This window comes from Sphingopyxis sp. (genome assembly GCF_035998905.1).
Classification (GTDB): Bacteria; Pseudomonadota; Alphaproteobacteria; order Sphingomonadales; family Sphingomonadaceae; genus Sphingopyxis.
This window is the reverse complement of the sequence record NZ_DASYHG010000019.1, coordinates 171,236-192,256: the sequence shown is the minus strand read 5'-3', so window position 1 is coordinate 192,256 and position 21,021 is coordinate 171,236. Positions and strand designations below refer to the sequence as shown.

The window sequence follows — 21,021 nt, the reverse complement described above, 5'->3', positions numbered from 1 at the left end:
TGGGAGCTTATGTGACAGCCGATCTCCGGACGACGCGCGCGGCGCTCGCGATCCTGATCCTCGCCACCGGGTGCAGCCGCACCGACAATGAACCCGGTCCGGGCGGGGTGACCGTCAGCGAGGCGAAGGCGCTCGACGATGCCGCCGAAATGCTCGAAAGCCGCGACAGCGCGCCGGGCGTCGAAACGCCGAAGCCGGCCGACGATACAGCGAAGGCGGATAAATAGCGCCTTCCCCTCGCGATGCGGCCGCGTTAGACCGGAATGGCCTCGCGACTGGCGCTGAAGATGGAGTCCCATCGGGAAACGGGGCGGGCCAACCGGCCGACAGGAGCCGCGCGCCTGGGTGATCCACCGTCAGCGAGGGGACATCCGCATGACCGATACGCCCACGACCAACATCGTCTTCCTGCTCTTTCCGGGTATTACCCAGCTCGATTTCACCGCGCCCGCGCAGGCATTGTCGAGAATGCCCGGCGCGGCGCTGGCAGGCGCCGCGGCGACGATCGACCCGATCATGACCGACAGCGGTTTTGCGATCGTGCCGACGCATGATTTCACCAGCGCCCCGCAAGCCAACATCCTCTGTATTCCCGGCGGGCACGGCGTCGCCGACGCGCTCGGCGATGCCGCGACGATCGATTTTATCGCGCGCCAGGCCGCGGGCGCCGAATGGGTGACGAGCGTGTGCACCGGCGCCTTCCTACTCGGGCGCGCGGGACTGCTGACGGGAAAACGCGCGACGACGCACTGGGGCTATACACATCTGTTGCCGCTGGTCGGCGCCGAGCCCATCAAGGCGCGCGTTGTCGAGGACGGACATATCGTGACCAGCGGCGGGGTGACTTCGGGGCTCGATTTCGCGCTGACACTGATCGCACGGCTGCGCGGCGAGACCGTCGCGCAGGCGATCCAGCTGGCGATCGAATATGATCCCGCCCCGCCCTTTCCCGGCGGCCATCCCGACCGCGCGCCCAAGGCGGTCACCGCGGGCTTGAAAGCGCATGTCTATGACGCCGCCGCCGCGCGCATGGAGGCGGCGCTCCGCGCCTAGCGGCAGTCGGCGAGCGCGATTTCGTAAAGCTTCGGCCAATATTTGCCGGTGACGAACAGCCGCTTCCTGGCTGCATCCCATGCGATGCCGTTGAGCACGCTGTCGGTCCCGCTCGCCCCCGCATCGGCCTTGAGCCCCGACAGGTCGACGAGCGAGGCGACGTCACCCGTGGCGGGGTCTATGCGGACGATGAAGTCGGTCATCCACACATTGGCCCAGACCTGCCCGTCGATCGTCTCCAGCTCGTTGAGCATCGGGATCGGCCGGCCGCCGAAGCGCACCGTGACGCGTTTCTGTTCCTTCATCGTCGCGGGGTCGAGGAAACGGAGTTCGGGCGTCCCGTCGCTGAGGACAAGGCTGTCGCCGACCATCGTGACGCCCCAGCCCTCGCCTTCGTAGCGGAAGGTGCCGACGCGCTTCAAATCCTTGATCGACCAGCGATTGCCGACCCCGCCCTGCCAGGTCACACCGATGATCTGGTCCTGCCAGCGCGTGATGCCTTCGCCGAACTGGTCGGACGGCAGCTTCGTCTCGGCGAGCGCCTTGCCCGTCTTGAGGTCGAGCCGCGCGACGCGCGACCGGCCATATTGGCCCGTCGCTTCGTAGAGATGCCCTTCGTCCCAGAAGAGGCCCTGCGTGAAGGAGGAGGCGTCGTGCGGATAGCTCTGGACAATCCGGTAGCCGCAGCGCTCGATCGGCGGCGGCGCGGGTGCCGCCGCGACGGGCGGGTCGGCGAGCAGGGCGAGCGCGAGGACGAACATCATCGCTGCGTTGCTATGCCGCATCGCCTGAACTGGCAATGACCCGCCTCTCCTCATTCGTCATGCCGGACTTGATCCGGCATCCATGCCGACGGCCGCCCCATGGACCCCGGATCAAGTCCGGGGTGACGAAGGATTGGGACGCAGCAAAGAAAAGGGCCGGAGGATTGCTCTCCCGGCCCTCTTTTCACTGGCTGAGCGCCGAACGGTTTGGACTTAGAAGTCCATGCCGCCCATGCCGCCCATGCCGCCGCCGCCCATCGGCATTGCCGGCTTGTCTTCCGGCAGCTCGCTGACGGCAGCTTCGGTGGTGATCAGCAGGCCCGACACCGACGCGGCGTCCTGAAGCGCGGTGCGCACGACCTTGGTCGGGTCGATGACGCCGGCGGCCTTCAGGTTTTCGTAAACGTCGGTCGCGGCGTTGAAGCCCTGCTCCTGGTTGTTTTCGCGCAGCAGGTTGCCGGCGACAACCGCACCGTCGTGGCCGGCGTTGGCCGCGATCTGGCGCAGCGGCGCTTCGATCGCCTTGCGGACGATGTCGATGCCGCGGGTCTGGTCGTCGTTCGAACCCTTCAGGCCGTCAAGGGCCTTGGTCGCGTACAGCAGAGCCGTACCGCCGCCGGGGACGATGCCTTCTTCGACAGCAGCGCGGGTCGCGTGCAGCGCGTCGTCGACGCGGTCCTTGCGTTCCTTCACCTCGACTTCGGTCGCACCGCCGACCTTGATCACGGCAACACCGCCGGCGAGCTTCGCCAGACGTTCCTGCAGCTTTTCACGGTCGTAATCGCTGGTCGTGGTTTCGATCTGCGCGCGGATCTGTTCGACGCGGCCCTTGATCGCGTCATGGTCGCCAGCACCATCGACGATGGTGGTGTTGTCCTTGTCGATCGTGACGCGCTTCGCCTGGCCGAGCATGTTCAGCGTGACCGACTCGAGCTTGATGCCCAGGTCTTCGCTGATCATTTCGCCGGCGGTCAGGATCGCGATGTCCTGCAGCATCGCCTTGCGGCGATCGCCGAAGCCCGGTGCCTTGACGGCCGCGACCTTCAGGCCGCCGCGCAGGCGGTTCACGACGAGGGTCGCGAGCGCTTCGCCTTCGATGTCCTCGGCGATGATCAGGAGCGGACGGCCCGACTGCACAACCGCTTCGAGGATCGGAAGCATCGACTGGAGGTTCGACAGCTTCTTTTCGAAGATCAGGATGTACGGATCGGCGAGCTCGACGATCATCTTTTCGGGGTTGGTGATGAAATAGGGCGACAGGTAGCCGCGGTCGAATTGCATGCCTTCGACGACATCGAGTTCGAACTCGAGACCCTTGGCTTCCTCGACGGTGATCACGCCTTCCTTGCCGACCTTTTCCATCGCTTCGGCGATCTTCTCGCCGACTTCGGTGTCGCCATTGGCCGAGATGATGCCGACCTGTGCGATTTCCGAAGTGCCCGCGACCGGGGTCGAACGGCCCTTGAGGTCTTCGACGACCTTGGTGACCGCGAGGTCGATGCCGCGCTTCAGGTCCATCGGGTTCATGCCGGCGGCAACCGACTTCATGCCTTCGCGAACGATCGCCTGGGCGAGGACGGTCGCGGTGGTGGTGCCGTCACCGGCCTTGTCGTTCGCCTTCGAGGCGACTTCGCGCAGCATCTGCGCGCCCATGTTTTCGAACTTGTCCTTGAGTTCGATTTCCTTGGCGACGCTGACGCCGTCCTTGGTGATGCGGGGCGCGCCGAAGCTCTTGTCGATCACGACATTGCGGCCCTTCGGTCCCAGCGTGACCTTGACGGCGTCGGCGAGGATGTCGACGCCCTTCAGGATGCGCTCGCGCGCGTCGCGCGAAAATTTAACGTCCTTGGCAGCCATGATTGCTTCCTTCAAAAAATCGCGGAAAACCGCGCAACTTTACTCGTGATGAGGTGAAATCGCTCAGGCGAGGACGCCGAGGATGTCCGATTCCTTCATGATCAGCAGCTCTTCGCCGTCGACCTTGACTTCGGTGCCCGACCATTTGCCGAACAGGATGCGATCGCCCGCCTTGACGTCGAGCGGGGTCACCTTGCCGTCATCGGCGCGGGTGCCGGTGCCGACCGAGACGACTTCGCCTTCCTGCGGCTTTTCCTTGGCGGTGTCGGGGATGATGATGCCGCCAGCCGTCTTTTCTTCGGCTTCGATACGGCGGACGAGCACGCGGTCGTGCAGCGGACGAAATTGCATGGATTACCCTCCAGAGGTGCAAAAGATGTCGTTTAGCACTCACAGGCTGCGAGTGCTAACACGCCGCCATATGGGTGGGCGTCAGATAGGCGTCAAGCGCCGGGGTACAAGATTCGTACGAAGTTTTTGCGTCAGGCCGGAAGCAGGCCGAGACGGGCACGCATCCGCCACCGCGCGAGCAGCACCGCCGAGACCACGACCAGCCCCACCGCGAGACCGATCCACACTCCGACCCCGGCGAGCGGGGTCCAGAAGCCGAGATAGATGGCGGTGCCATATCCCGCGATCCAGTAACCGCAGATCGCGATGATCATCGGGGTCCGCGTATCCTGCAAGCCGCGCAGCACGCCCGCGGCGACCGCCTGCGCGCCGTCGAAGAGCTGGAAAGCCGCTGCGACGACGAGGAACTGCATCGCGAAGCCGACGAGCGCGGCGTTGCGCGCGGCATGGACGTCGACATAGATCGACAGCACGAGCGACGGGAACAGCCACATGATCAGCGCGGTCAGCCCCATGAAGCCGATACCGAGGATCAGCGACGCCTGCCCCGCGTGGGCAATTCCGCGGTGGTCGCGCGCGCCATAGGCAAGCCCGACGCGGATCGTCGCCGCCTGCGCGACGCCGAAGGGGATCTGGAAGGCGAGCGCCGCGACCTGGAGCGCGATCGTGTGCCCGGCAAGCTGGGCTTCGCCGATGCGCCCCATCAGGAACGCGGCGCCGGTGAACAGGCCGGCTTCGGCCAGAATGGTCAGGCTGATCGGGGTGCCGATGCGCAGCATGTCAAAAAAGCGCGTCCATTCGGACCGCCACCAGTTGCCGAACAGATGATAGCGCCGCAGCTGCCGGTCGCTCTGGATGACGACGACATAGGCGATCAGCATCAGGAAGCTGGTCATGACGCTCGAAATCGCCGAGCCGTGGAGGCCGAGCGCGGGCATGCCGAGATGGCCGAAGACCAGCACCCAGTTGCCAAGCGCGTTGACGAACAGCGCGCCGAAGGTGATCGCGGTTGCAATGGTCGGCCGCCCGAGCGCCGAGACGAAGATGCGCAGGACCGCCGCCGCGATCATCGGGAACATGCCCCACATCAGGATCAGCAGGAAGCCTGCGGCGCGCGCCGAGGTTTCGGCGGGCTGCCCCGTGGCGAGCATGATCGGCCCGCCCGCGGCGCAAACACCCATGAAGACGATCGAAACGAGCGCACTGAGCCACAGCGCCATGCGCACGGTGCGCCGCACCTCGCGCACCGCATGCTTGCGGCGGCCGAGCTCGGCGGCGATCAGCGGCGCCGACGCGCCGACGAGCCCCGACCCGGTCCACAGCAGCAGCCCGAAGATCGCGACGCCGAGCGACGAGGCGGCGAGCGCCGCGTCGCCGAGCCGCGCCACGAAGATCACGTCGATCGCATGAACGAGCATCTGCAACAGATTCGCCGCCGCCAGCGGCACGGCGAGCGCCAGCGTCGCGCGGAATTCGGCGCGAAGACCCTGCGGTGTTTCCGCGGTCAGGGGGGTGGCCTGCTGCAACATAGCCGGCCCGGATAGGCGCGCGGGTCCGGGGGTTCAATAGCGGGAGAGACTCAGCGGGTCATTTGTCGGCGGGGGTGGCAGAAAGGCAACAGCGCCGCGCTCGTTAGCCCATCCACAACATCGCCATCTCGACCCCGAACGCGACGAAGGTCGCCGTCAGGCCGACGACGAACAGGCGGTAGGCATAGGCAAGATAGCGATATTTGCGCCGCGCGAGCACGACGCCATTCTGATAGGTGTCGCGCAGCATCGTCTCGTACAGATCTTCCTCGGTCCGCAGGCGCGTCTTCACCGCGGCGATGAACTCATCCTCGTCCATCTGCTCGAAGCGGCCGAAGAACAGGATATTGCTGTGGTCCTTGCCATCCTTGTAGACAACCGGCGGTGTCTTGCCGACGCGCGGCAACACTGCCGAAACCGCGAGCAGCGCCGACAGGAAGGAAAAGGTCGCGAGGATCGCGAGCGGTATCGCGAGCGCGCCGCCACCCGCGCGCGCCTGCCCGATCGCGAGGGTGAAGACGACAAAGGTCGCGCCCATCAGGATCGACGCCTTCTGGTCCGCCATCTGCGACAATTGCATCGTGATCTGCTGGTTGGTGCGCACGAGGTGCACCGCGTTCGGCGGGAAGGAAATCGCCGGCCGGTCCGGCAATAGCTTTGATTCTGCGCTGTCCATGCCAAGCTGCCCCTGCTGGCGACCCGCCACAGGGATGACATGAAGTGCCGGGGGCGGCAAGATGCTGCCCTGTTCCCGCCGCATTCGCTTGCCAATCGGACGACAGCGCGGCATTCCCGCGCGCAACTTTATTCCTTTATAGGACGCATCCCATGAGCACCGCCCTGCGCGACCAGATTTTCGGGCTGATTGCCCCCTTCAACAAGAAGGGCGTCGAACTGACCGACGCCACGACCTTTGCCGGCGACCTCGAATGGGACAGCCTGACGGTGATGGATTTTGTTGCCGAGGTCGAGGACACGTTCGACATCATCATCAGCATGAACATGCAGGCCGAAATCGAAACGGTCGGCCAGCTGGTCGCCGCGGTCGAGAAACTGCAGGGCTGACAGGGCGATGACCGACCTCTTTTCGAAATTCGACCCGCTGATCCAGCAGCGCGAGGCCTTGCTCGCGACGGGCGTCACCGACCCGTTCAGCCTGGTAATGGAGCGGGTCGTCTCCCCCACCGTCGCGATCTGCAACGGGCGCGAAACGATCCTGCTCGGCACCTATAATTATATGGGCATGACCTTCGACGAGGATGTCATCGCCGCGGGCAAGGATGCGCTCGACAAGTTCGGCAGCGGCACCACCGGCAGCCGCGTGCTCAACGGCACCTATCAGGGGCACAAGGAGTGCGAGGACGCGCTCAAGGAATTTTACGCCATGGACCATGCCATGGTGTTCTCGACCGGATATCAGGCGAACCTCGGCATCATTTCGACGATCGCGGGCAAGGGCGACTATGTCATCCTCGACATCGACAGCCATGCGTCGATCTATGACGGGTGCAAGATGGGCGACGCCGAAATCGTCGCCTTCCGCCACAATGACATCGAAGCGCTCGAAAAGCGCCTGAAGCGCCTGCCGCCCGAAGCAGGCAAGCTCGTCGTGCTCGAAGGCGTCTATTCGATGCTCGGCGACATCGCGCCGCTCAAGGAAATGGTCCGCATCGCCAAGGAAAATGGCGCGATGGTGCTCGTCGACGAGGCGCATTCGATGGGCTTCATCGGCGAACATGGCCGCGGCGTCGCCGAAGCGCAGGGCGTGATCGACGACGTCGATTTCATCATCGGCACCTTCAGCAAGAGCGTCGGCACCGTCGGCGGCTTCTGCGTGTCGAACCATCCGAAGTTCGAGATCATGCGGCTCGTCTGCCGTCCTTATGTGTTCACCGCCTCGCTGCCGCCGAGCGTCGTCGCGACCGCGGCGACGAGCATCCGCAAGCTGATGCACGGATCGAACAAGCGCGCGCATCTGTGGGAAAATTCGAAGGTGCTGCACAAGGGCCTTCGCGATCTGGGCTTCCAGCTCGGCACCGAAGAGCCGCAGTCGGCGATCATCGCGGTGATCATGCCCGACCTCGAGCGCGGCGCGATGATGTGGGAAGCGCTTCTCGAAGAAGGGCTCTACGTCAACCTCGCACGCCCGCCCGCGACGCCCGCGGGCATGACCTTGCTGCGCTGTTCGCTGTGCGCCGAGCACACGATCGAGCAGGTCGGCGAGATCCTCGCGCGCTTCGAGCGTGCGGGCAAGCGCGCGCAGATTATCGGCTGAACCGAGCGCATCCGCCGACCAGCGGATTCCTTTTCGCGGCGAGTTGAAGCGGCGTCGATCCGACAGCGGCTTCGGCGCTTTGCGGCGCCCGGCTTGTCCGGTAAGAGAAACGCGTGTTCGAGCGGGATATCGATAGCGAAAACGACGGCCGGCGGGAGCGTATTCGCTTCTGGTCGACGATCGTCCTCGGCGCGATCCTGACCGGCGTGGTCGGGGCGCTCGTCGTGCTGCTCGCGCGCGCCAACGACAATTACGACCGCTCGCTCGGCTGGCAGACGCAGAGCATGGAAGTCATTTCGCAGACGCGCTCGGTCGATGCCGCGATCGCGCGCGCCGAGGCGGCGCTCGGCCGCTTCGCGGTCGGTCTGCAAAAAGAAGATGGGCGCGTCTATGAATATCAATGGGGCCGCGCGCGCCAGTTCCTGGCGCAATTGCGGCGCAACGTCCGCGACAACCCCAAACAGATCGTGCTGGTCGAGCAGCTGACGATCGAAATGGACAGCCGCGGCGCCGAGCTGGGCGATGCGGCGCTCAGCGCGAACTATAACCAGACCGTCGCCGCCATCTCCAAATATTACGCCGCGGGCAAGGGCGAGGGCCTCGGCCGGATCGACAAGCTGCTGTCCGAAATCATCGCGAACGAACGCGCGCTGCTCCGCGAGCGCAACCGGCTCGCCGCGGCGGACCGCGCGAACCTCAACCAGGCGATCCTGCTCTTTTCGCTGCTCGGCGCCGCTGCGGCGGTCATCGCGATCGGCGCGACCTTCTCGCTCGTTCGCGCCGAAGGCGAACGGCGCCTCGCGCGCCGCGAACAGCTCGTCGAGAGCGACCGCGCGATGCAGCTCGAAACCGCGGTCGAGGAACGGACCGCCGAACTCGCCCATGCGAACGACGCGCTGCGCAGCGAAATGACCGAACGCGAGGCGGCCGAGGCGCAGCTGCGGCAGGCGCAGAAGATGGAGGCGGTCGGGCAGCTCACCGGCGGCATCGCGCACGACTTCAACAATATGCTCGCGGTCGTGGTCGGCGGGCTCGAACTCGCGCAGCGCTGGCTGCCGGGCAAACCCGAAAAGGCGCAGCGCCACCTCGCCAACGCCCTCGACGGCGCCAACCGCGCCGCCGACCTGACGCGCCGGCTGCTGACCTTTGCCCGCTCGGAACCCGCACGCCCCGAGTTCACCCTCATCGACGAGTGCATCGCGAGCTTCGCGCAGCTGATCGAACGCACGATCGGCGACCGCATCGCGCTGACGCTCGACCTCCATGCCGACGGACTCGCCTGCTGGGTCGACCGGCAGCAGTTCGAGAATGCGCTGCTCAACCTTGCGGTCAACGCGCGCGACGCGATGAACGGCCATGGCTCGCTGACGATCCGCACGCTCGACGATGGTGAAAATCAGTCGGCGGCGCTCGCGGTGCAAGTGATCGACACCGGCTGCGGCATGTCGCCCGAAGTGCTCGAACGCGTGTTCGACCCCTTCTATACCACCAAGCCCGCGGGCCAGGGCACCGGCCTCGGCATGAGCCAGGTCTTCGCCTTTTGCCGCCAGTCGGGCGGCGAGGTGCAGATTGCCTCGACCGAAGGCGAAGGAACCAGCGTCGCGATGCTGCTGCCCGTTGCGCAGCCGCAGGCCGATGCCGCCACCGAAGCGCTACCCGGCGAAGACACCCGCGCCGACACGCCCGCCGACGCGCTCAGCATCCTCGTCGTCGAGGACGATGCACGCGTGCTTGCGGCGACGGTCGATGCGGTCAGCGAGCTCGGCCATACCGCGGTCGCATGCGGCAACCCGCTCGAGGCCGAAGCGCTGGTCGAAGGGCGGCTCGCCGACGGACAGGGCGGCTTCGACCTCATCCTCTCCGACGTGCTGATGCCCGAACTGACCGGCCCCGAAATGGTCGCGCAGCTCAAGCAGCGCTGGCCCGAACTGTCGGTGCTGTTCGTGACGGGCTATGCCGGCGATGCCAGCGAAGACGCCGCCTTCGGCGACCATGACGTGCTGCGCAAACCCTTCACGCTGAGCGCGCTCGACCAGGCAATCCGGCGCAGCGGCGACCCCCGACCCGAGGGGCAGCGGCTGGCCAGCTAGCGGATCGCGCCGCCCCTGATCAGGCGCGGCACCAGCGTCAGCGCGGCGACGAGCGGCCAGCGGCGCTGCCAGGGTTTGATCTCGATCTTCGTCCCCGCGTGGCGATTGATCTTCCACGCCAGATAATCGATCCCGCCGGCATAGGTCAGGCTGGCCTTTGCCAGCCGCGCGATGCTGAGCAGCTTGCCCTCGATCCGCCGCCGCGCCCAGCCGCCGCGCGGCGCGCCGGCGGGGATCGCCGCCATCGCGGGGGTACTGAACCGTTCGTAGCGGCCGGCATCGGCGTCGACCACCGACTGCGCGCGGCCGGTCCGTTCGGCGCGCAGCTCGACCGAATAGGTGAGCGAAAAGGCGCGCCGCCACCAGTCGAGCGGCGCCTCGCCATCGATCGATCCGGCGGCCGCGAGCAACGTCGGCGCGGCGCGCGACACCGCGGCGATCGCGCGGCCCGCCGCCGTGTCGTCGACCGCCCACACCAGCCGCGACGGCTGGGCAAAGCGCGCCCACACCGACACATTACGCGTCTCGGGCCCGTTCAGGCGATGGAAGTCGGCCTCGCTCAGGACCGCATATTTGGCGATCAGCCCCTTGTGCTCGAATGGAAAGACGTTGGGTGGGATCAGCCGGTTCGCCGCCGCCATCCAGCGCTTCGGATAGGCGTCGCCATAGTCGGAGACGATCAGGTAGAAATCGAGCATCAGCCCGTCGAGCTCGCTCTCGCGCAGGCAACTGCCGTAAAAGAGGACCGCGCGCGCGCTGCCCGGATAGCCGGCCGCGATCGCCGCCGCCATCGCGGTGACGCGCGGGTCGACCGGGGTCGCGAGTTCTTCGCGGACGAGTTCGGTTAGCGCGGACATGAAAGGCTCAGGCGGCGAGGCGCAGGAAAGGAACCGGCTGCGTCGAGGTCAGGATGATCGGCGCGCCGTTCTTCGCCTGGAAGATTTCGCCGTCGAGGATGACGTTCGAGCGTTCGCCCTCGATGCGGATTTCGTCGCCTTGCTGGAAATGGACGCCGTCGAGCTGCTTCTGCCCCAGCGTGCCGCGCCAGGTCGCGCCGAGCATACGGAACAATGCGCCGACACTCGTGTCGGTCGCGAGCAACTTCATATTGCCGTTGGTGCCATGCGCCTCGCTGGTGCGGATGCTGAGCAGCAATTTCTCGAGCGTCGTGACGATCAGCAGCGAGAATTTGCCCTTGAACTCGCCCTGGCGGATCAGCGACACCGTCATCGGTTCGGGCTTGGGCGGCAGGCGCCCGCCGCCGACGCCGAAGATGATCGCGAACAGCCCGAGGATCGCCGCAAGGAAATGCGAAATTCCGTTGGGCAGGCCGAGCGGATAGATGCGGTTGCGGCAATAAAGCATCACGTCAGCGAGATAGGCGCCGCCGAGGAACATGCCGAGCACCGGCCGCTCCTCGCCGCCGCTGTCGAGCGCGATGAGTTGGCGTTCGATCACATGATCCTCGAGCCGGCCGCTTTCGACCAGTTCGACGACGCGTTGCAACGCCTTGATCGGATCGCCTTCGGCGCCGAGGTCGAGCGCGATGAGGTTGGTCTTGCCATTGGGAAGCACCGCGACCGGCGGCGGCGAGCCGCCGAAATGATCGCCCGAATAGATTTCGGTCAGCGCGGCCTGCACCGTGCCGTCGCCGCCGTTGATCACGACGACGCGCGGGCCGACCATCGCCATCGTGCGGATGGCCTTTTCGATCTGGTCGACGTCCTCGACCTCATAGTGAAAGATGTCTGGGTGCGCCGCGCAATATTCGCGAACCCGCGGCAACAGCGAGCGGTTGCCCGTGGAGCGAGGATTCGAAAGGAGCGCGACGCTGGCCATCTAGGGATCACATATATTTCATCGAAATGGCGATCGTCTTGGGGGCTTCCCCGACCGAAAAGGCGGTCTTCTTGTAGCTCGGCTTGCCGAGGTTGAAGACGTTGATGCTGGGATTGTTAGACATCCCGCCGCCATCGGCGCGCAGGTCGGTCTTGCCATTGCCGTTGACGTCGTGACGCACCGCGATGCCGTAAACACCGGCTTCGGGCAGCGGCACGCAGACGGTCATCGTCCCCGCACGCGCCGGCACTTCGACGCGGGCGAGCCAGCGGCCCTTCGTCAACCAGTCGGCGGCGGTTCCGCGATAGCTTTGCACGCGAATCTTTCCGGTCGACGCCTTGACGCCGCTGATCTGCACCAGCGTCGACGGACCGCTCCTGCACTTCGACAGATCGTTCGAGATGACCCGGCCTTCGGCCTGCGCCGTTGCGGCATAGGCCAGCAAGGAAACGCCAAGCAGAGCGGATACAAATTTCGACATGACCTCAAAACCTCCAGAGGCTATAGCCATGTCCGCGAGCGAAAAAACGCGCGCCGACACGGGTCCCTGTCGCCCTTGAATCGGCATATCGGAAACAACTGCGGCCAAATCATGGTGATGGGGCGACCAAAGATTGAATAAGCTTCCTGCCATCGACCGCTACATCGCGCGGCTCATCTTCTTCCCGATGCTCGGCACGCTCGTGCTGTCGGCGATGCTGCTCGTGCTCGAAAAAATGCTCCGCCTGTTCGACTTCGTCGCGACCGAAGGCGGCCCGGTCAGCGTCGTGTGGCGGATGCTCGCGAACCTGATCCCCGAATATCTCTCGCTCGGCATCCCGATCGGCCTGATGCTCGGGATTCTCCTTGCTTTCCGGCGGCTTGCGACGTCGAGCGAGCTCGACGTGCTGAAGGGCGTGGGGATGAGCTTCGGGCGGCTGATGCGCATGCCCTATGTCTATGCGATCGCGCTCGCGGCGCTCAATCTCGCAATCGTCGGCTTCATCCAGCCCGTTGCGCGCTATGCCTATGAAGGGTTGCAGTTCGAACTGCGCTCGGGCGCGCTCGGCGCGTCGATCAAGGTCGGCGAATTCACCAAATTGGGCGACCGCATGACGCTCAGGATCGAGGAGAGCTATAACGACGGGCGTAGCTTGCGCGGCATATTCGTGCGCGGCGACAACAAGGATGGGCAGCGCGTCTCGGCGACCGCGGCGCGCGGGCAATTCCTTGCGACCGACGATCCGAACACGATCATCCTTCGCCTCTCGCAGGGCGTGCTGATCCACGAATCGCCGAAATTCTCGGTACCGCGCGTCCTGACCTTCGACAATCACGACCTGCCGATCCCGCTGCCGAAGATCGAAGCGTTTCGCCTGCGCGGCGGCGCCGATCGCGAAATGACGATTCCCGAACTGTTCGTCGCGGGCAAGGACAAGAGCCAGTCGGTGCAGACCCGGCTCGAATCGCGCGCCAATTTCCACTTCCGCATCGTCGAAGTGATGTCGATGTTCCTGATCCCGCTGATCGCGGTCGCGCTCGCCATCCCGCCGAAGCGATCGACCTCGTCGCTCGGGGTTTTCCTGTCGATCGTGCTGCTCGTCACCCAGCACAAGATCAACCAATATGCCGAGGATCTCGGCGCGCGCGGGACGATCGACCCGCTGATCGCACTATGGGTGCCGTATCTCTTGTTCGCGGCGCTCGCGATCTGGATGTATTACACCGTCGCGCATGTCCCCGGCGGCCAGCCGATCGGCGCGCTCGAACGCGTCGCGGCAAAGGCGGCGCAGAAGATTCGCACGATGCTCACGATGTTCCAGCGCAAGCCGCGGAAGGTGGAGAGCCTGACCTAAATGCACCAGCTCCACTTTTTCCCGTCGCGAACGATGGCGCTCTATGTCGGCCGCCTGTTCCTCGTCCGCTCCTTCTCGATCCTCTTTGCGCTGGTGCTGATCCTCCAGACGCTCGACCTTTTGGGCGAGAGCGGCAAGATCCTTGCGGTTGCCGGCAACAGCGATTCGGACGTCTGGCGCTATGTCGGGATGCGGATGCCGCAGATCATCGAGACTTTCCTGCCCTTTTCGGTGCTGCTCGGCACGATCCTGACGATGGTCACGCTGAACCAGAACAGCGAGGTCATCGCGATGAAGGCGTCGGGCATGTCGGCGCACCAGGTGCTCGCGCCGTTGTTTCTCGCGGCCTTGCTCGTCGCGGGAATCAGCTTTGCGTTCAACGAACGGATCGTCACGCGATCGACCGCGGCGCTCAGCGCCTGGCAAAAGGTCGAATATAAGAAAGTCCCGAAGGACAGCGGGATACGCACCAACATCTGGGTCCGCGATGGCGATGACCTGATCAACGCGGCGACGGTCGACACCAGCGGCCCGGTGATCACCCTCGGCTATGTGACCATCTATGAACGCACCGGCGGCGTGCTGTCGTCGATGCTGTCGGCCGACAGCGCGCGCGCGGTCGCAGGCGGCGGCTGGGAACTCACCAATGCGCGGCGTTTCCTGCGCCGGTCGGGCACGCTCGAACCGCTCGGCACGATCATCGCGGCGAAGAGTGTCCGTCCCGACCAGTTCACGCTGGCGCAGGTCGACGGCGACGAACTGCCCTTCCTGAAGCTCAAGTCGGCGATCGACGATCTCGAGGCCGCGGGGCGGCCGGTCGACGCGCTGAAGGGCGTGCTGTGGCACAAGATTTCGGGGCCGCTGTCGGCGATATTGATGCCGCTATTGGGCGCGGTCGCGGCGTTCGGCCTCGCACGATCGGGCAAGCTCTTCATCCGCGCGATCCTCGGCATGGGGCTCGGCTTCGCCTATTTCGTCGCCGACAATTTCGCGCTCGCGATGGGCGATTTGGGCGCCTACTCCCCCTTCCTCGCCGCGTGGGGACCCTTCATCCTGTTCGCGCTGATCGGCGAGATGATTTTGATCCGGACCGAGGAATAGCGGGCGCGAGGTCGGCAACCACCGATTGCAGACACTCGGCTTCATGATAGACTTGGCGTTGTACAACGCGGTCGGAGACAGAGATTTGAGGACCGTAAAGGAAATCGTTGGAGCGGTTCTCTGTCTTCTAATCGTTTGCGCCGTGTACTGGCTCATGACGATCTCTGCCGACGTTGCATTTTGCCCTGATGTCGAGATTCAAATCGGCGACCCTGCGCCCGACCATGGGTGCAGAACCGATATGGCGGCCGCAACCGTATATTATGGTGCGCCCATCGTCGGTGTCGCACTTATGGCGTTGATCTATTGGGCGCTGAGAGACCGCAGAAGCAGCTAGTTTAGATTTGTCGAAATCGCTGCACCAGTAGCACAAAGCCTGTCTACGCCCCGACATCGACACATCGCCGGAAGCCGAAATCAGACCGCAGCGCCCTTCGCAGACCCCGCCACCAGGTTCATCACCAGCTTCGGCAGACTGTCGTAATTCGCGCCATGATATTGCGAATCGGCGGGCAGCGCGTCCTTCAGGCGGCGGTGCGCCTCGGCGAGCGAGTGATAGGGAACGCCCGGCAGCAGGTGGTGCAGCGCGTGATAGCGCAGCCCCACCGGCGCCCACAGTTCGGGCAGCAAGCCCGGCGGCGGCACGTTGACGCTGTCGAGGAACTGGCCGGTCACGGTCAGCACTGCGCCGTCATTTTCCCAGAGATGCGCGACGAGCGTGCGGATCTGGTTGAGCACGAGCGTCGCGGCGGCGATCGCGCCGAAAATGATCAGCGCGCGCAGCGGCACCCAGCCGAAGACGCCCGCCGCGATCAGCAGGCTCGACCACGCCCACGCGCCGCCTTCCTGCCACGCCCATTGGCGGCGGAACTCGCCCTCGGGCGGCTTGCGGCGGAACATCGGGTTGATGATCATCCCCGAATAGCGTTCGACGACGATCTTGCGCAGCGGCGGGATCAGGAATGACAGCGGCGTGAGCACGGCATAGCGGAAGACGAGCGCGAGCGGCGCGAACGCCGCGGCGACGACGAACAACGGCACCGTCCACGGTTTCATCAGCGCGAGCGGCAGATATTCGGGATCCTCGACCGTGCCATATTTGGTGCGGTTGTGGTGCAGGCTGTGGATGCCTTCGTACATGAACGACGGGATCAGCATCGGCACGCCGACAAGGATATTCCATGCGAGGCGAAAGCCCGGCAGCGCATTCTTGCGGATATGCGTCAGTTCATGGATGAAGCTGCCCGCGCGATACAGCGCGATCACCGAAATCACCGCCGCGACCAGCATCCATAGGGTCGATGGCGCAAGGATCGCCGCCGCGATGCCGGCATAGCCGATGAAGGCCGAAGCCAGCATATCGGTCCAATAGATGCGCGCCGACGGCTGCACGAGATCGCGCGTCAGCTCCGAAGCTGCGCGGATCATCGCCATATCGTCCGCGATCGCGGATTTGGGCATGGGCGCGGCGGGGGAGGCCGACAGCCGATCGACAAGGGTATTCATCGTCAACATATCCGGTTCTTGACCATGATTTCATGGCAGCAAAATGGCCGAATGCGGGTCGCCAGCGCCCTATCTATGCCCTAATGCGTCGCCAATAATATAGGGTTGGCACTTCAGGAAACCAGTATGAGCGGACATTCGGACGGCCCGATCACCATCCACCCGGTCAAGGACAAGGGGGATTTGCGCGAGTTCGTCGAACTCGCCTACCGGCTCAATCGCGGCGATCCGGCGTGGGTGCCGCCGCTGAAGGGCGAGGTTTACGGGCTGCTCACCCCCGGCAAGAATCCGTGGTTCGAGCATGGCAAGGCACAGTTCTTCCTCGCTCGCCGCGACGGGCGGACGATCGGGCGCATTTCGGCGCATATCGACGCCCTCGCGCTCGCACAGCCCATCGAACAGGGCATGGGTCCCGGCACCGGCAACTGGGGGCTGCTCGAAGCCGAGGACGAAGCCTCGGCACAGGCGCTGCTCGCGACGGCCGAGGACTGGCTGCGGACGCAGGGCATGCACCGCTCATTGGGCCCGCTGTCGATTTCGATCTGGGACGAACCCGGGCTGCTGATCGAAGGATTCGACAACCGACCGACGGTGATGATGGGGCACAACAGCCCGCTCTATCGCGGCTGGGTCGAGGGCGCGGGCTATCGGCCGGTGAAGCAGCTCTTCAACTATGATGTCGCGATCGCCGACGGCTTCCCGCCGCTGGTCAACCGCATCGTCGCGGCGGGCGAGAAGAATGCGCGCATCCGCATCCGCAAGGTCAACAAGCGGCATTTCGCCGCCGAAGCCAAGCTGATCATGGGGCTGCTCAACGACGCCTGGTCGGACAATTGGGGCTTTGTCCCCCTGACCGACAGCGAGATCGCCTATGTCGGCAAGAAGCTGAAGGACATCGTCTTCGAAGACCTGATCCGCGTCGCCGAAGTCGATGGCGAGCCCGTCGCCTTCATGATCGTGCTGCCGAACATCAACCAGCTCTTGATCGACATGGACGGGTCGCTGCTCCCCTTCAACTGGGCACGCCTGCTGTGGTGGCTGCGCAAACCGCAGAGCGACATCCTGCGCGTGCCGCTGATGGGCGTTGCGAAGAAATTGCAGAATAGCCGCATGGCGAGCACCCTCGCCTTCATGATGATCGAATATATCCGCCGCGACGCGGTGCGCGATTACGGCACCCAGCGCGGCGATATCGGCTGGGTGCTCGACGATAATCAGGGGATGAACGCGGTCGCCGACGCGATCGAGGCCAAGGTCAACCGCGTGTACCAGATTTACGACAAGGCGCTTTGATAGATGGGATAGCTTTGCGACAAATGCCGGTCACCGTGCGTTGGCAGCACGGAAAGGCTTTGTCATGGCTGTCCAATATCTTGCCGCCCATCGTTTCGGCCTCGGCCGCCGGTTCGACGATCCGGCGATCGACGACCCGAAAGCCTGGCTGACGCGCCAGATAGGCGATTATGACCCCGCGCCGCCCGCGCTGGCGGGACTCGCCGGGCGCGAGACCATCGCCGCCGCCTATGCCGAATATCAGGGCGAGCGGCAGGCGATGCGCCGCGAGGCGAACGACGCGGCGAGGCGCGACGACGATCCGATGCCCGAAACGATGCGCCGGATGGCGCGCGCGGGCTTTCGCCGCCACTATGCCGACGCCGCGGGCGCGCGCCTTACCGCCGCGGTCGCGACCCCCACCCCCTTTCCCGAGCGGCTCGTCCATTTCTGGACCAACCATTTCGCCGTGTCGGCGGACAAGCAGACGGTCATCGGCTTCGCGGGCAATTACGAGAATGAGGCGATCCGCCCGCACATCATGGGCAAATTTTCGGACCTGCTGGTCGCCGCGGCCCATCATCCCGCGATGCTGCTCTACCTCGACCAGGCGCAAAGCTTTGGCCCCGACAGCGACTTTGCGACGCGCGTGCGGAACCGCGGCAACCGGCAGGCGCCGGGGCTCAACGAAAATCTGGCGCGCGAGATATTGGAGCTGCACACGCTCGGCGTACGCACCGGTTATACGCAGGCCGATGTGACGAGCTTTGCCAAGGCGCTCACCGGCCTGACCGTCGCGGGGCTCGGGCGCGGCGCGGGTCAGCGGCTGATGCCCGCCGATGCCACGCCCGGCGCGACCCTGTTCGTCGACCGGCTGCACCAGCCGGGCGCGCAGACGATCCTCGGCAAGCGGTACGACCAGCCCGGCGGGCGGCAGGCCGAAGCGGTACTGCGCGACCTTGCCGTCCACCCCGCGACCGCGCGGCATGTCGCGACCAAGCTCGCGCGCCATTTCACCGGCGACGAACCGCCCGCGCCGCTCGTCGATCGGCTCTCGGCCGACTTCCTCAAGACCGGCGGCGACCTGCCTTCGCTCTACCGCACGCTGATCGCCTCGCCCGAGCCATGGGCGGCGGCGCCGGCGATGTTCAAATCGCCGTGGGACTGGACGGTATCGATGCTCCGCGCGCTGAAAGCACCCGCGTTCGGCGAGCGGCAGAATATCGCCGCGATGTTCACCCAGCTCGGCCAGCCGGTGTGGCGCCCCGGATCGCCCGCGGGCTATGACGACAAGGTCGCGACCTGGGCGGGGTCGGCGGCGCTGATGCAGCGCGTCGAACTCGCGAGCCGTATCGCCGCACGGGTCGGCGACCGCGCCGACGCGCGCCAGCTCGCGCCGCTCGTCCTCGCCGACGCGCTCACCCCCGAAACGAGCCAGGCGATCGCGCGCGCCGACAGTCCCGGACAGGGACTCGCGATGCTGTTCGCCAGCCCGGCCTTTCTGCGGAGATAGACGATGATCCTTTCACGCCGCTCAATCATCCTGTCGGGGATCACCGTCGTCGCCGCGGGCGCCCTTCCCGGCTTCGCCTATGCCGCCGCGGGCACGCCGAAACGCCTCGTCTTCATCATCCAGCGCGGCGCCGCCGACGGGCTCGCCACCGTTGCGCCGACGGGCGACCCGGCGTTCGCCGCCGCGCGCCGCGCGATGGCCGACGAAACCGCGGGCGGCGCGAAGCTCGACGCGATGTTCACGCTGCACCCCGCGCTCGCGCAGACCGCGAGCCTCTATTCGGGGAAGCAGGCGCATTTCGCGCACGCCGTCGCGACCGCCTATCGCGACCGGTCGCATTTCGATGGGCAGAATATGCTCGAGGGCGGCGGCGCGCGGCCCTATGGGCGCGACGACGGCTGGGTCGGGCGGCTGCTCACCCTGCTCCCCGCCGCCGAGCGCGACGCGATCGCGATCGCCCCCGCGGTGCCGCTCGCGCTACGCGGGACGGTGCAGGTCGGGACCTATGCACCGAGCCGCCTGCCGCAGGCCGACGCCGACCTGATCGCGCGGCTGACCGCGATGTATGCGAACGACCCGCTGCTCCACCCCTTGTGGGACAGCGCGGTGAAAACGCAGGAACTGGCGAGCGACATCGGCGGCAACAACGGCCGCAACGGCGCCGACCTCGGCAAGCTCGCCGCGTCGCTGATGCTCCCCGCCGACGGTGCGCGCGTGATGATGGTCGAAACCGGCGGGTGGGACACGCACAGCGCGCAGCGCGGCCGGCTCACGGCGCAGCTTCGCGGGCTCGACCAGCTCGTCGGCGCGCTGCAGACCGGCCTCGGCCCCGCGTGGGGCGACACGCTGGTGATCGTCGCGACCGAATTCGGCCGCACGGTCGAGGTCAACGGCACGGGCGGGACCGACCATGGCACCGCATCGACCGCGATGCTGCTCGGCGGCGGGCTGGCGGCGGGCGGCAAGGTGTCGGCCGACTGGCCGGGGCTCGGCACCCCGGCGCGCTACGAAGGCCGCGACCTCAAACCGACGCGCAGCCTCGAAAGCGTGATCGCGGACGCGGTAGCGCATCATTATGCGCTCGACCCGAAACGGGTGATGACGACGCTGTACCCAGACGCTTAACGGCTGTTTCGGCGTAGCCGAAACAGAGCGGCACCGGCCCGCTCCCCCACCCGGCCTCCCCAACGATAGTAACCTAGGGAGGCCGGGTGGGGGAGCGGGCCGGTGCCGCCTTCCACGTCAGTGGAAGAAATTACGCCAGCACCGCCCACGTCGGCGCATGATCACTCGCCTTTTCGCGCCCGCGATGATCCTTGTCGACGCCCGCGTCGACCAGCCGGTCGGCGAGCGCGGGGCTCAAAAGCAGGTGATCGATGCGAAAGCCATGGTCGCGCTGCCAGCCACCCGCCTGATAGTCCCAGAAGGTCCACACGCCCCCCGCCGGATGGCGGCTGCGGATCGCGTCGGTCCAGCCGTCGCCGAGCAGGCGGAACCACGCGTCGCGCGATTCGGGCTGCATCAGCGCATCGGTCGACATCGCGCGCGGGTCCCACACATCGTCGTCGTGCGGGATGACGTTGTAATCGCCGGTCAGGATCGTCGGGATTTCGGAGGCCAGAAGGACTTTGGCGCGCTCGCGCAGCCGCGCCATCCAGCGCAGCTTGTAATCGAATTTCGGTCCCGGCTGGGGATTGCCGTTGGGAAGGTAGATCGACGCGACGCGCAGGCCATGGACGTCGGCCTCAAGGTAACGCGACTGCTCGTCCTCGGCCTCACCGGCAAGCCCGCGCTGCACCTCGACCGGCTGCGTTCCTTTCGCGAGGATCGCGACGCCGTTGAAACCCTTTTGCCCATGATAGAGGAAGCCGTAGCCCGCCGCCTCGATCTCCTTCGTCGGCATCGTCTCGTCGCTCGATTTCAGTTCCTGCAGGCAGGCGACATCGGGCTGCGTTTCCTCGAGCCATTCGACGAGGCGCGGCAAACGGGCCTTGATCCCGTTGATATTGAAGGTCGCGATTTTCATCGGCTTGCTA

Annotated in this window: 20 protein-coding genes and 1 riboswitch; of the genes, 10 read left to right on the top strand and 10 right to left on the bottom strand. The window is 65.7% G+C overall.

Going from position 1 to position 21,021, the window contains the following annotated elements; all coding sequences use genetic code 11:
* The first annotated feature begins 11 nt into the window (after positions 1 to 11).
* Positions 12 to 227: a hypothetical protein gene (locus tag VGN62_RS10810; RefSeq protein WP_327453628.1), complete on the top strand. Its 216-nt coding sequence runs from the start codon at positions 12 to 14 to the stop codon at positions 225 to 227.
* A gap of 34 nt (positions 228 to 261) precedes the next feature.
* Positions 262 to 354: riboswitch (ZMP/ZTP riboswitch) on the top strand.
* Between the two features lie 21 nt (positions 355 to 375).
* Positions 376 to 1,053: a DJ-1/PfpI family protein gene (locus tag VGN62_RS10805; RefSeq protein WP_327453626.1), complete on the top strand. Its 678-nt coding sequence runs from the start codon at positions 376 to 378 to the stop codon at positions 1,051 to 1,053.
* Here the strand turns inward: VGN62_RS10805 and VGN62_RS10800 are convergent.
* The 5 genes from VGN62_RS10800 to VGN62_RS10780 form a co-directional block, all read right to left on the bottom strand.
* On the bottom strand, positions 1,050 to 1,817 hold the full coding sequence (locus VGN62_RS10800; protein ID WP_327453624.1) for a glutaminyl-peptide cyclotransferase: 768 nt from the start codon (positions 1,815 to 1,817) through the stop codon (positions 1,050 to 1,052). The genes VGN62_RS10805 and VGN62_RS10800 overlap by 4 nt on opposite strands.
* A 213-nt stretch (positions 1,818 to 2,030) precedes the next feature.
* Entirely contained in the window at positions 2,031 to 3,674 is a 1,644-nt protein-coding gene (groL, locus tag VGN62_RS10795) for a chaperonin GroEL (protein ID WP_327453622.1), read from the bottom strand.
* Positions 3,675 to 3,737: 63 nt separating this feature from the next.
* On the bottom strand, positions 3,738 to 4,025 hold the full coding sequence (gene groES / locus VGN62_RS10790) for a co-chaperone GroES (protein ID WP_179494727.1): 288 nt from the start codon (positions 4,023 to 4,025) through the stop codon (positions 3,738 to 3,740).
* Positions 4,026 to 4,156: 131 nt separating this feature from the next.
* Positions 4,157 to 5,554 carry an MATE family efflux transporter gene (locus VGN62_RS10785; RefSeq protein ID WP_327453620.1) on the bottom strand — a complete coding sequence of 466 codons (1,398 nt, stop codon included), beginning with the start codon at positions 5,552 to 5,554 and terminating at the stop codon, positions 4,157 to 4,159.
* A gap of 103 nt (positions 5,555 to 5,657) precedes the next feature.
* On the bottom strand, positions 5,658 to 6,230 hold the full coding sequence (locus VGN62_RS10780) for a Pycsar system effector family protein (protein WP_327453618.1): 573 nt from the start codon (positions 6,228 to 6,230) through the stop codon (positions 5,658 to 5,660).
* A gap of 152 nt (positions 6,231 to 6,382) precedes the next feature.
* On the opposite strand from VGN62_RS10780, the gene VGN62_RS10775 reads away from it, so the two are divergent.
* From VGN62_RS10775 to VGN62_RS10765, 3 genes are all read left to right on the top strand, one after another.
* Complete coding sequence (locus tag VGN62_RS10775; RefSeq protein ID WP_056372169.1) at positions 6,383 to 6,619, top strand: acyl carrier protein; 237 nt, start codon at positions 6,383 to 6,385, stop codon at positions 6,617 to 6,619.
* A 7-nt stretch (positions 6,620 to 6,626) separates the two neighbouring features.
* Entirely contained in the window at positions 6,627 to 7,829 is a 1,203-nt protein-coding gene (gene spt, locus VGN62_RS10770; RefSeq protein WP_327453616.1) for a serine palmitoyltransferase, read from the top strand.
* Positions 7,830 to 7,942: 113 nt separating this feature from the next.
* Entirely contained in the window at positions 7,943 to 9,919 is a 1,977-nt protein-coding gene (locus tag VGN62_RS10765; RefSeq protein WP_327453614.1) for an ATP-binding protein, read from the top strand.
* On the opposite strand, the gene VGN62_RS10760 is transcribed toward VGN62_RS10765, so the two are convergent.
* The 3 genes from VGN62_RS10760 to VGN62_RS10750 are packed head-to-tail and all read right to left on the bottom strand — an operon-like array spanning position 9,916 to position 12,239.
* The gene (locus tag VGN62_RS10760) at positions 9,916 to 10,776 is read right to left on the bottom strand and encodes a hypothetical protein (protein WP_327453612.1); all 861 of its coding nucleotides are present in this window, start codon (positions 10,774 to 10,776) and stop codon (positions 9,916 to 9,918) included. The genes VGN62_RS10765 and VGN62_RS10760 overlap by 4 nt on opposite strands.
* Before the next feature lie 7 nt (positions 10,777 to 10,783).
* Positions 10,784 to 11,758 (bottom strand): acylglycerol kinase family protein, encoded by a 975-nt coding sequence (locus VGN62_RS10755; protein WP_327453609.1) that lies wholly within the window; start codon positions 11,756 to 11,758, stop codon positions 10,784 to 10,786.
* A gap of 7 nt (positions 11,759 to 11,765) precedes the next feature.
* The gene (locus tag VGN62_RS10750; RefSeq protein ID WP_327453607.1) at positions 11,766 to 12,239 is read right to left on the bottom strand and encodes a DUF2141 domain-containing protein; all 474 of its coding nucleotides are present in this window, start codon (positions 12,237 to 12,239) and stop codon (positions 11,766 to 11,768) included.
* Positions 12,240 to 12,372: 133 nt separating this feature from the next.
* Between VGN62_RS10750 and lptF the strand changes: the two genes are divergently transcribed.
* Together lptF and lptG are read left to right on the top strand one after the other, a co-directional pair.
* Positions 12,373 to 13,593 carry an LPS export ABC transporter permease LptF gene (gene lptF / locus VGN62_RS10745; protein WP_327453605.1) on the top strand — a complete coding sequence of 407 codons (1,221 nt, stop codon included), beginning with the start codon at positions 12,373 to 12,375 and terminating at the stop codon, positions 13,591 to 13,593.
* The gene (gene lptG / locus VGN62_RS10740) at positions 13,594 to 14,694 is read left to right on the top strand and encodes an LPS export ABC transporter permease LptG (protein ID WP_327453603.1); all 1,101 of its coding nucleotides are present in this window, start codon (positions 13,594 to 13,596) and stop codon (positions 14,692 to 14,694) included. It begins immediately after the preceding gene.
* Between the two features lie 417 nt (positions 14,695 to 15,111).
* On the opposite strand, the gene VGN62_RS10735 is transcribed toward lptG, so the two are convergent.
* Positions 15,112 to 16,200, bottom strand: a complete 1,089-nt coding sequence (locus VGN62_RS10735; protein WP_414713276.1) for a fatty acid desaturase family protein — start codon at positions 16,198 to 16,200, stop codon at positions 15,112 to 15,114.
* 126 nt (positions 16,201 to 16,326) lie between these two features.
* Between VGN62_RS10735 and VGN62_RS10730 the strand changes: the two genes are divergently transcribed.
* The 3 genes from VGN62_RS10730 to VGN62_RS10720 all read left to right on the top strand — a co-directional run bounded on the left by VGN62_RS10730 (position 16,327) and on the right by VGN62_RS10720 (position 20,110).
* The gene (locus VGN62_RS10730; protein WP_327453599.1) at positions 16,327 to 17,493 is read left to right on the top strand and encodes an N-acetyltransferase; all 1,167 of its coding nucleotides are present in this window, start codon (positions 16,327 to 16,329) and stop codon (positions 17,491 to 17,493) included.
* Positions 17,494 to 17,557: 64 nt separating this feature from the next.
* On the top strand, positions 17,558 to 18,985 hold the full coding sequence (locus VGN62_RS10725; protein WP_327453597.1) for a DUF1800 domain-containing protein: 1,428 nt from the start codon (positions 17,558 to 17,560) through the stop codon (positions 18,983 to 18,985).
* A gap of 3 nt (positions 18,986 to 18,988) precedes the next feature.
* Positions 18,989 to 20,110: a DUF1501 domain-containing protein gene (locus VGN62_RS10720; protein WP_327453595.1), complete on the top strand. Its 1,122-nt coding sequence runs from the start codon at positions 18,989 to 18,991 to the stop codon at positions 20,108 to 20,110.
* A gap of 130 nt (positions 20,111 to 20,240) precedes the next feature.
* On the opposite strand, the gene xth is transcribed toward VGN62_RS10720, so the two are convergent.
* Positions 20,241 to 21,011, bottom strand: a complete 771-nt coding sequence (xth, locus tag VGN62_RS10715) for an exodeoxyribonuclease III (protein ID WP_327453593.1) — start codon at positions 21,009 to 21,011, stop codon at positions 20,241 to 20,243.
* Positions 21,012 to 21,021: the final 10 nt, after the last annotated feature.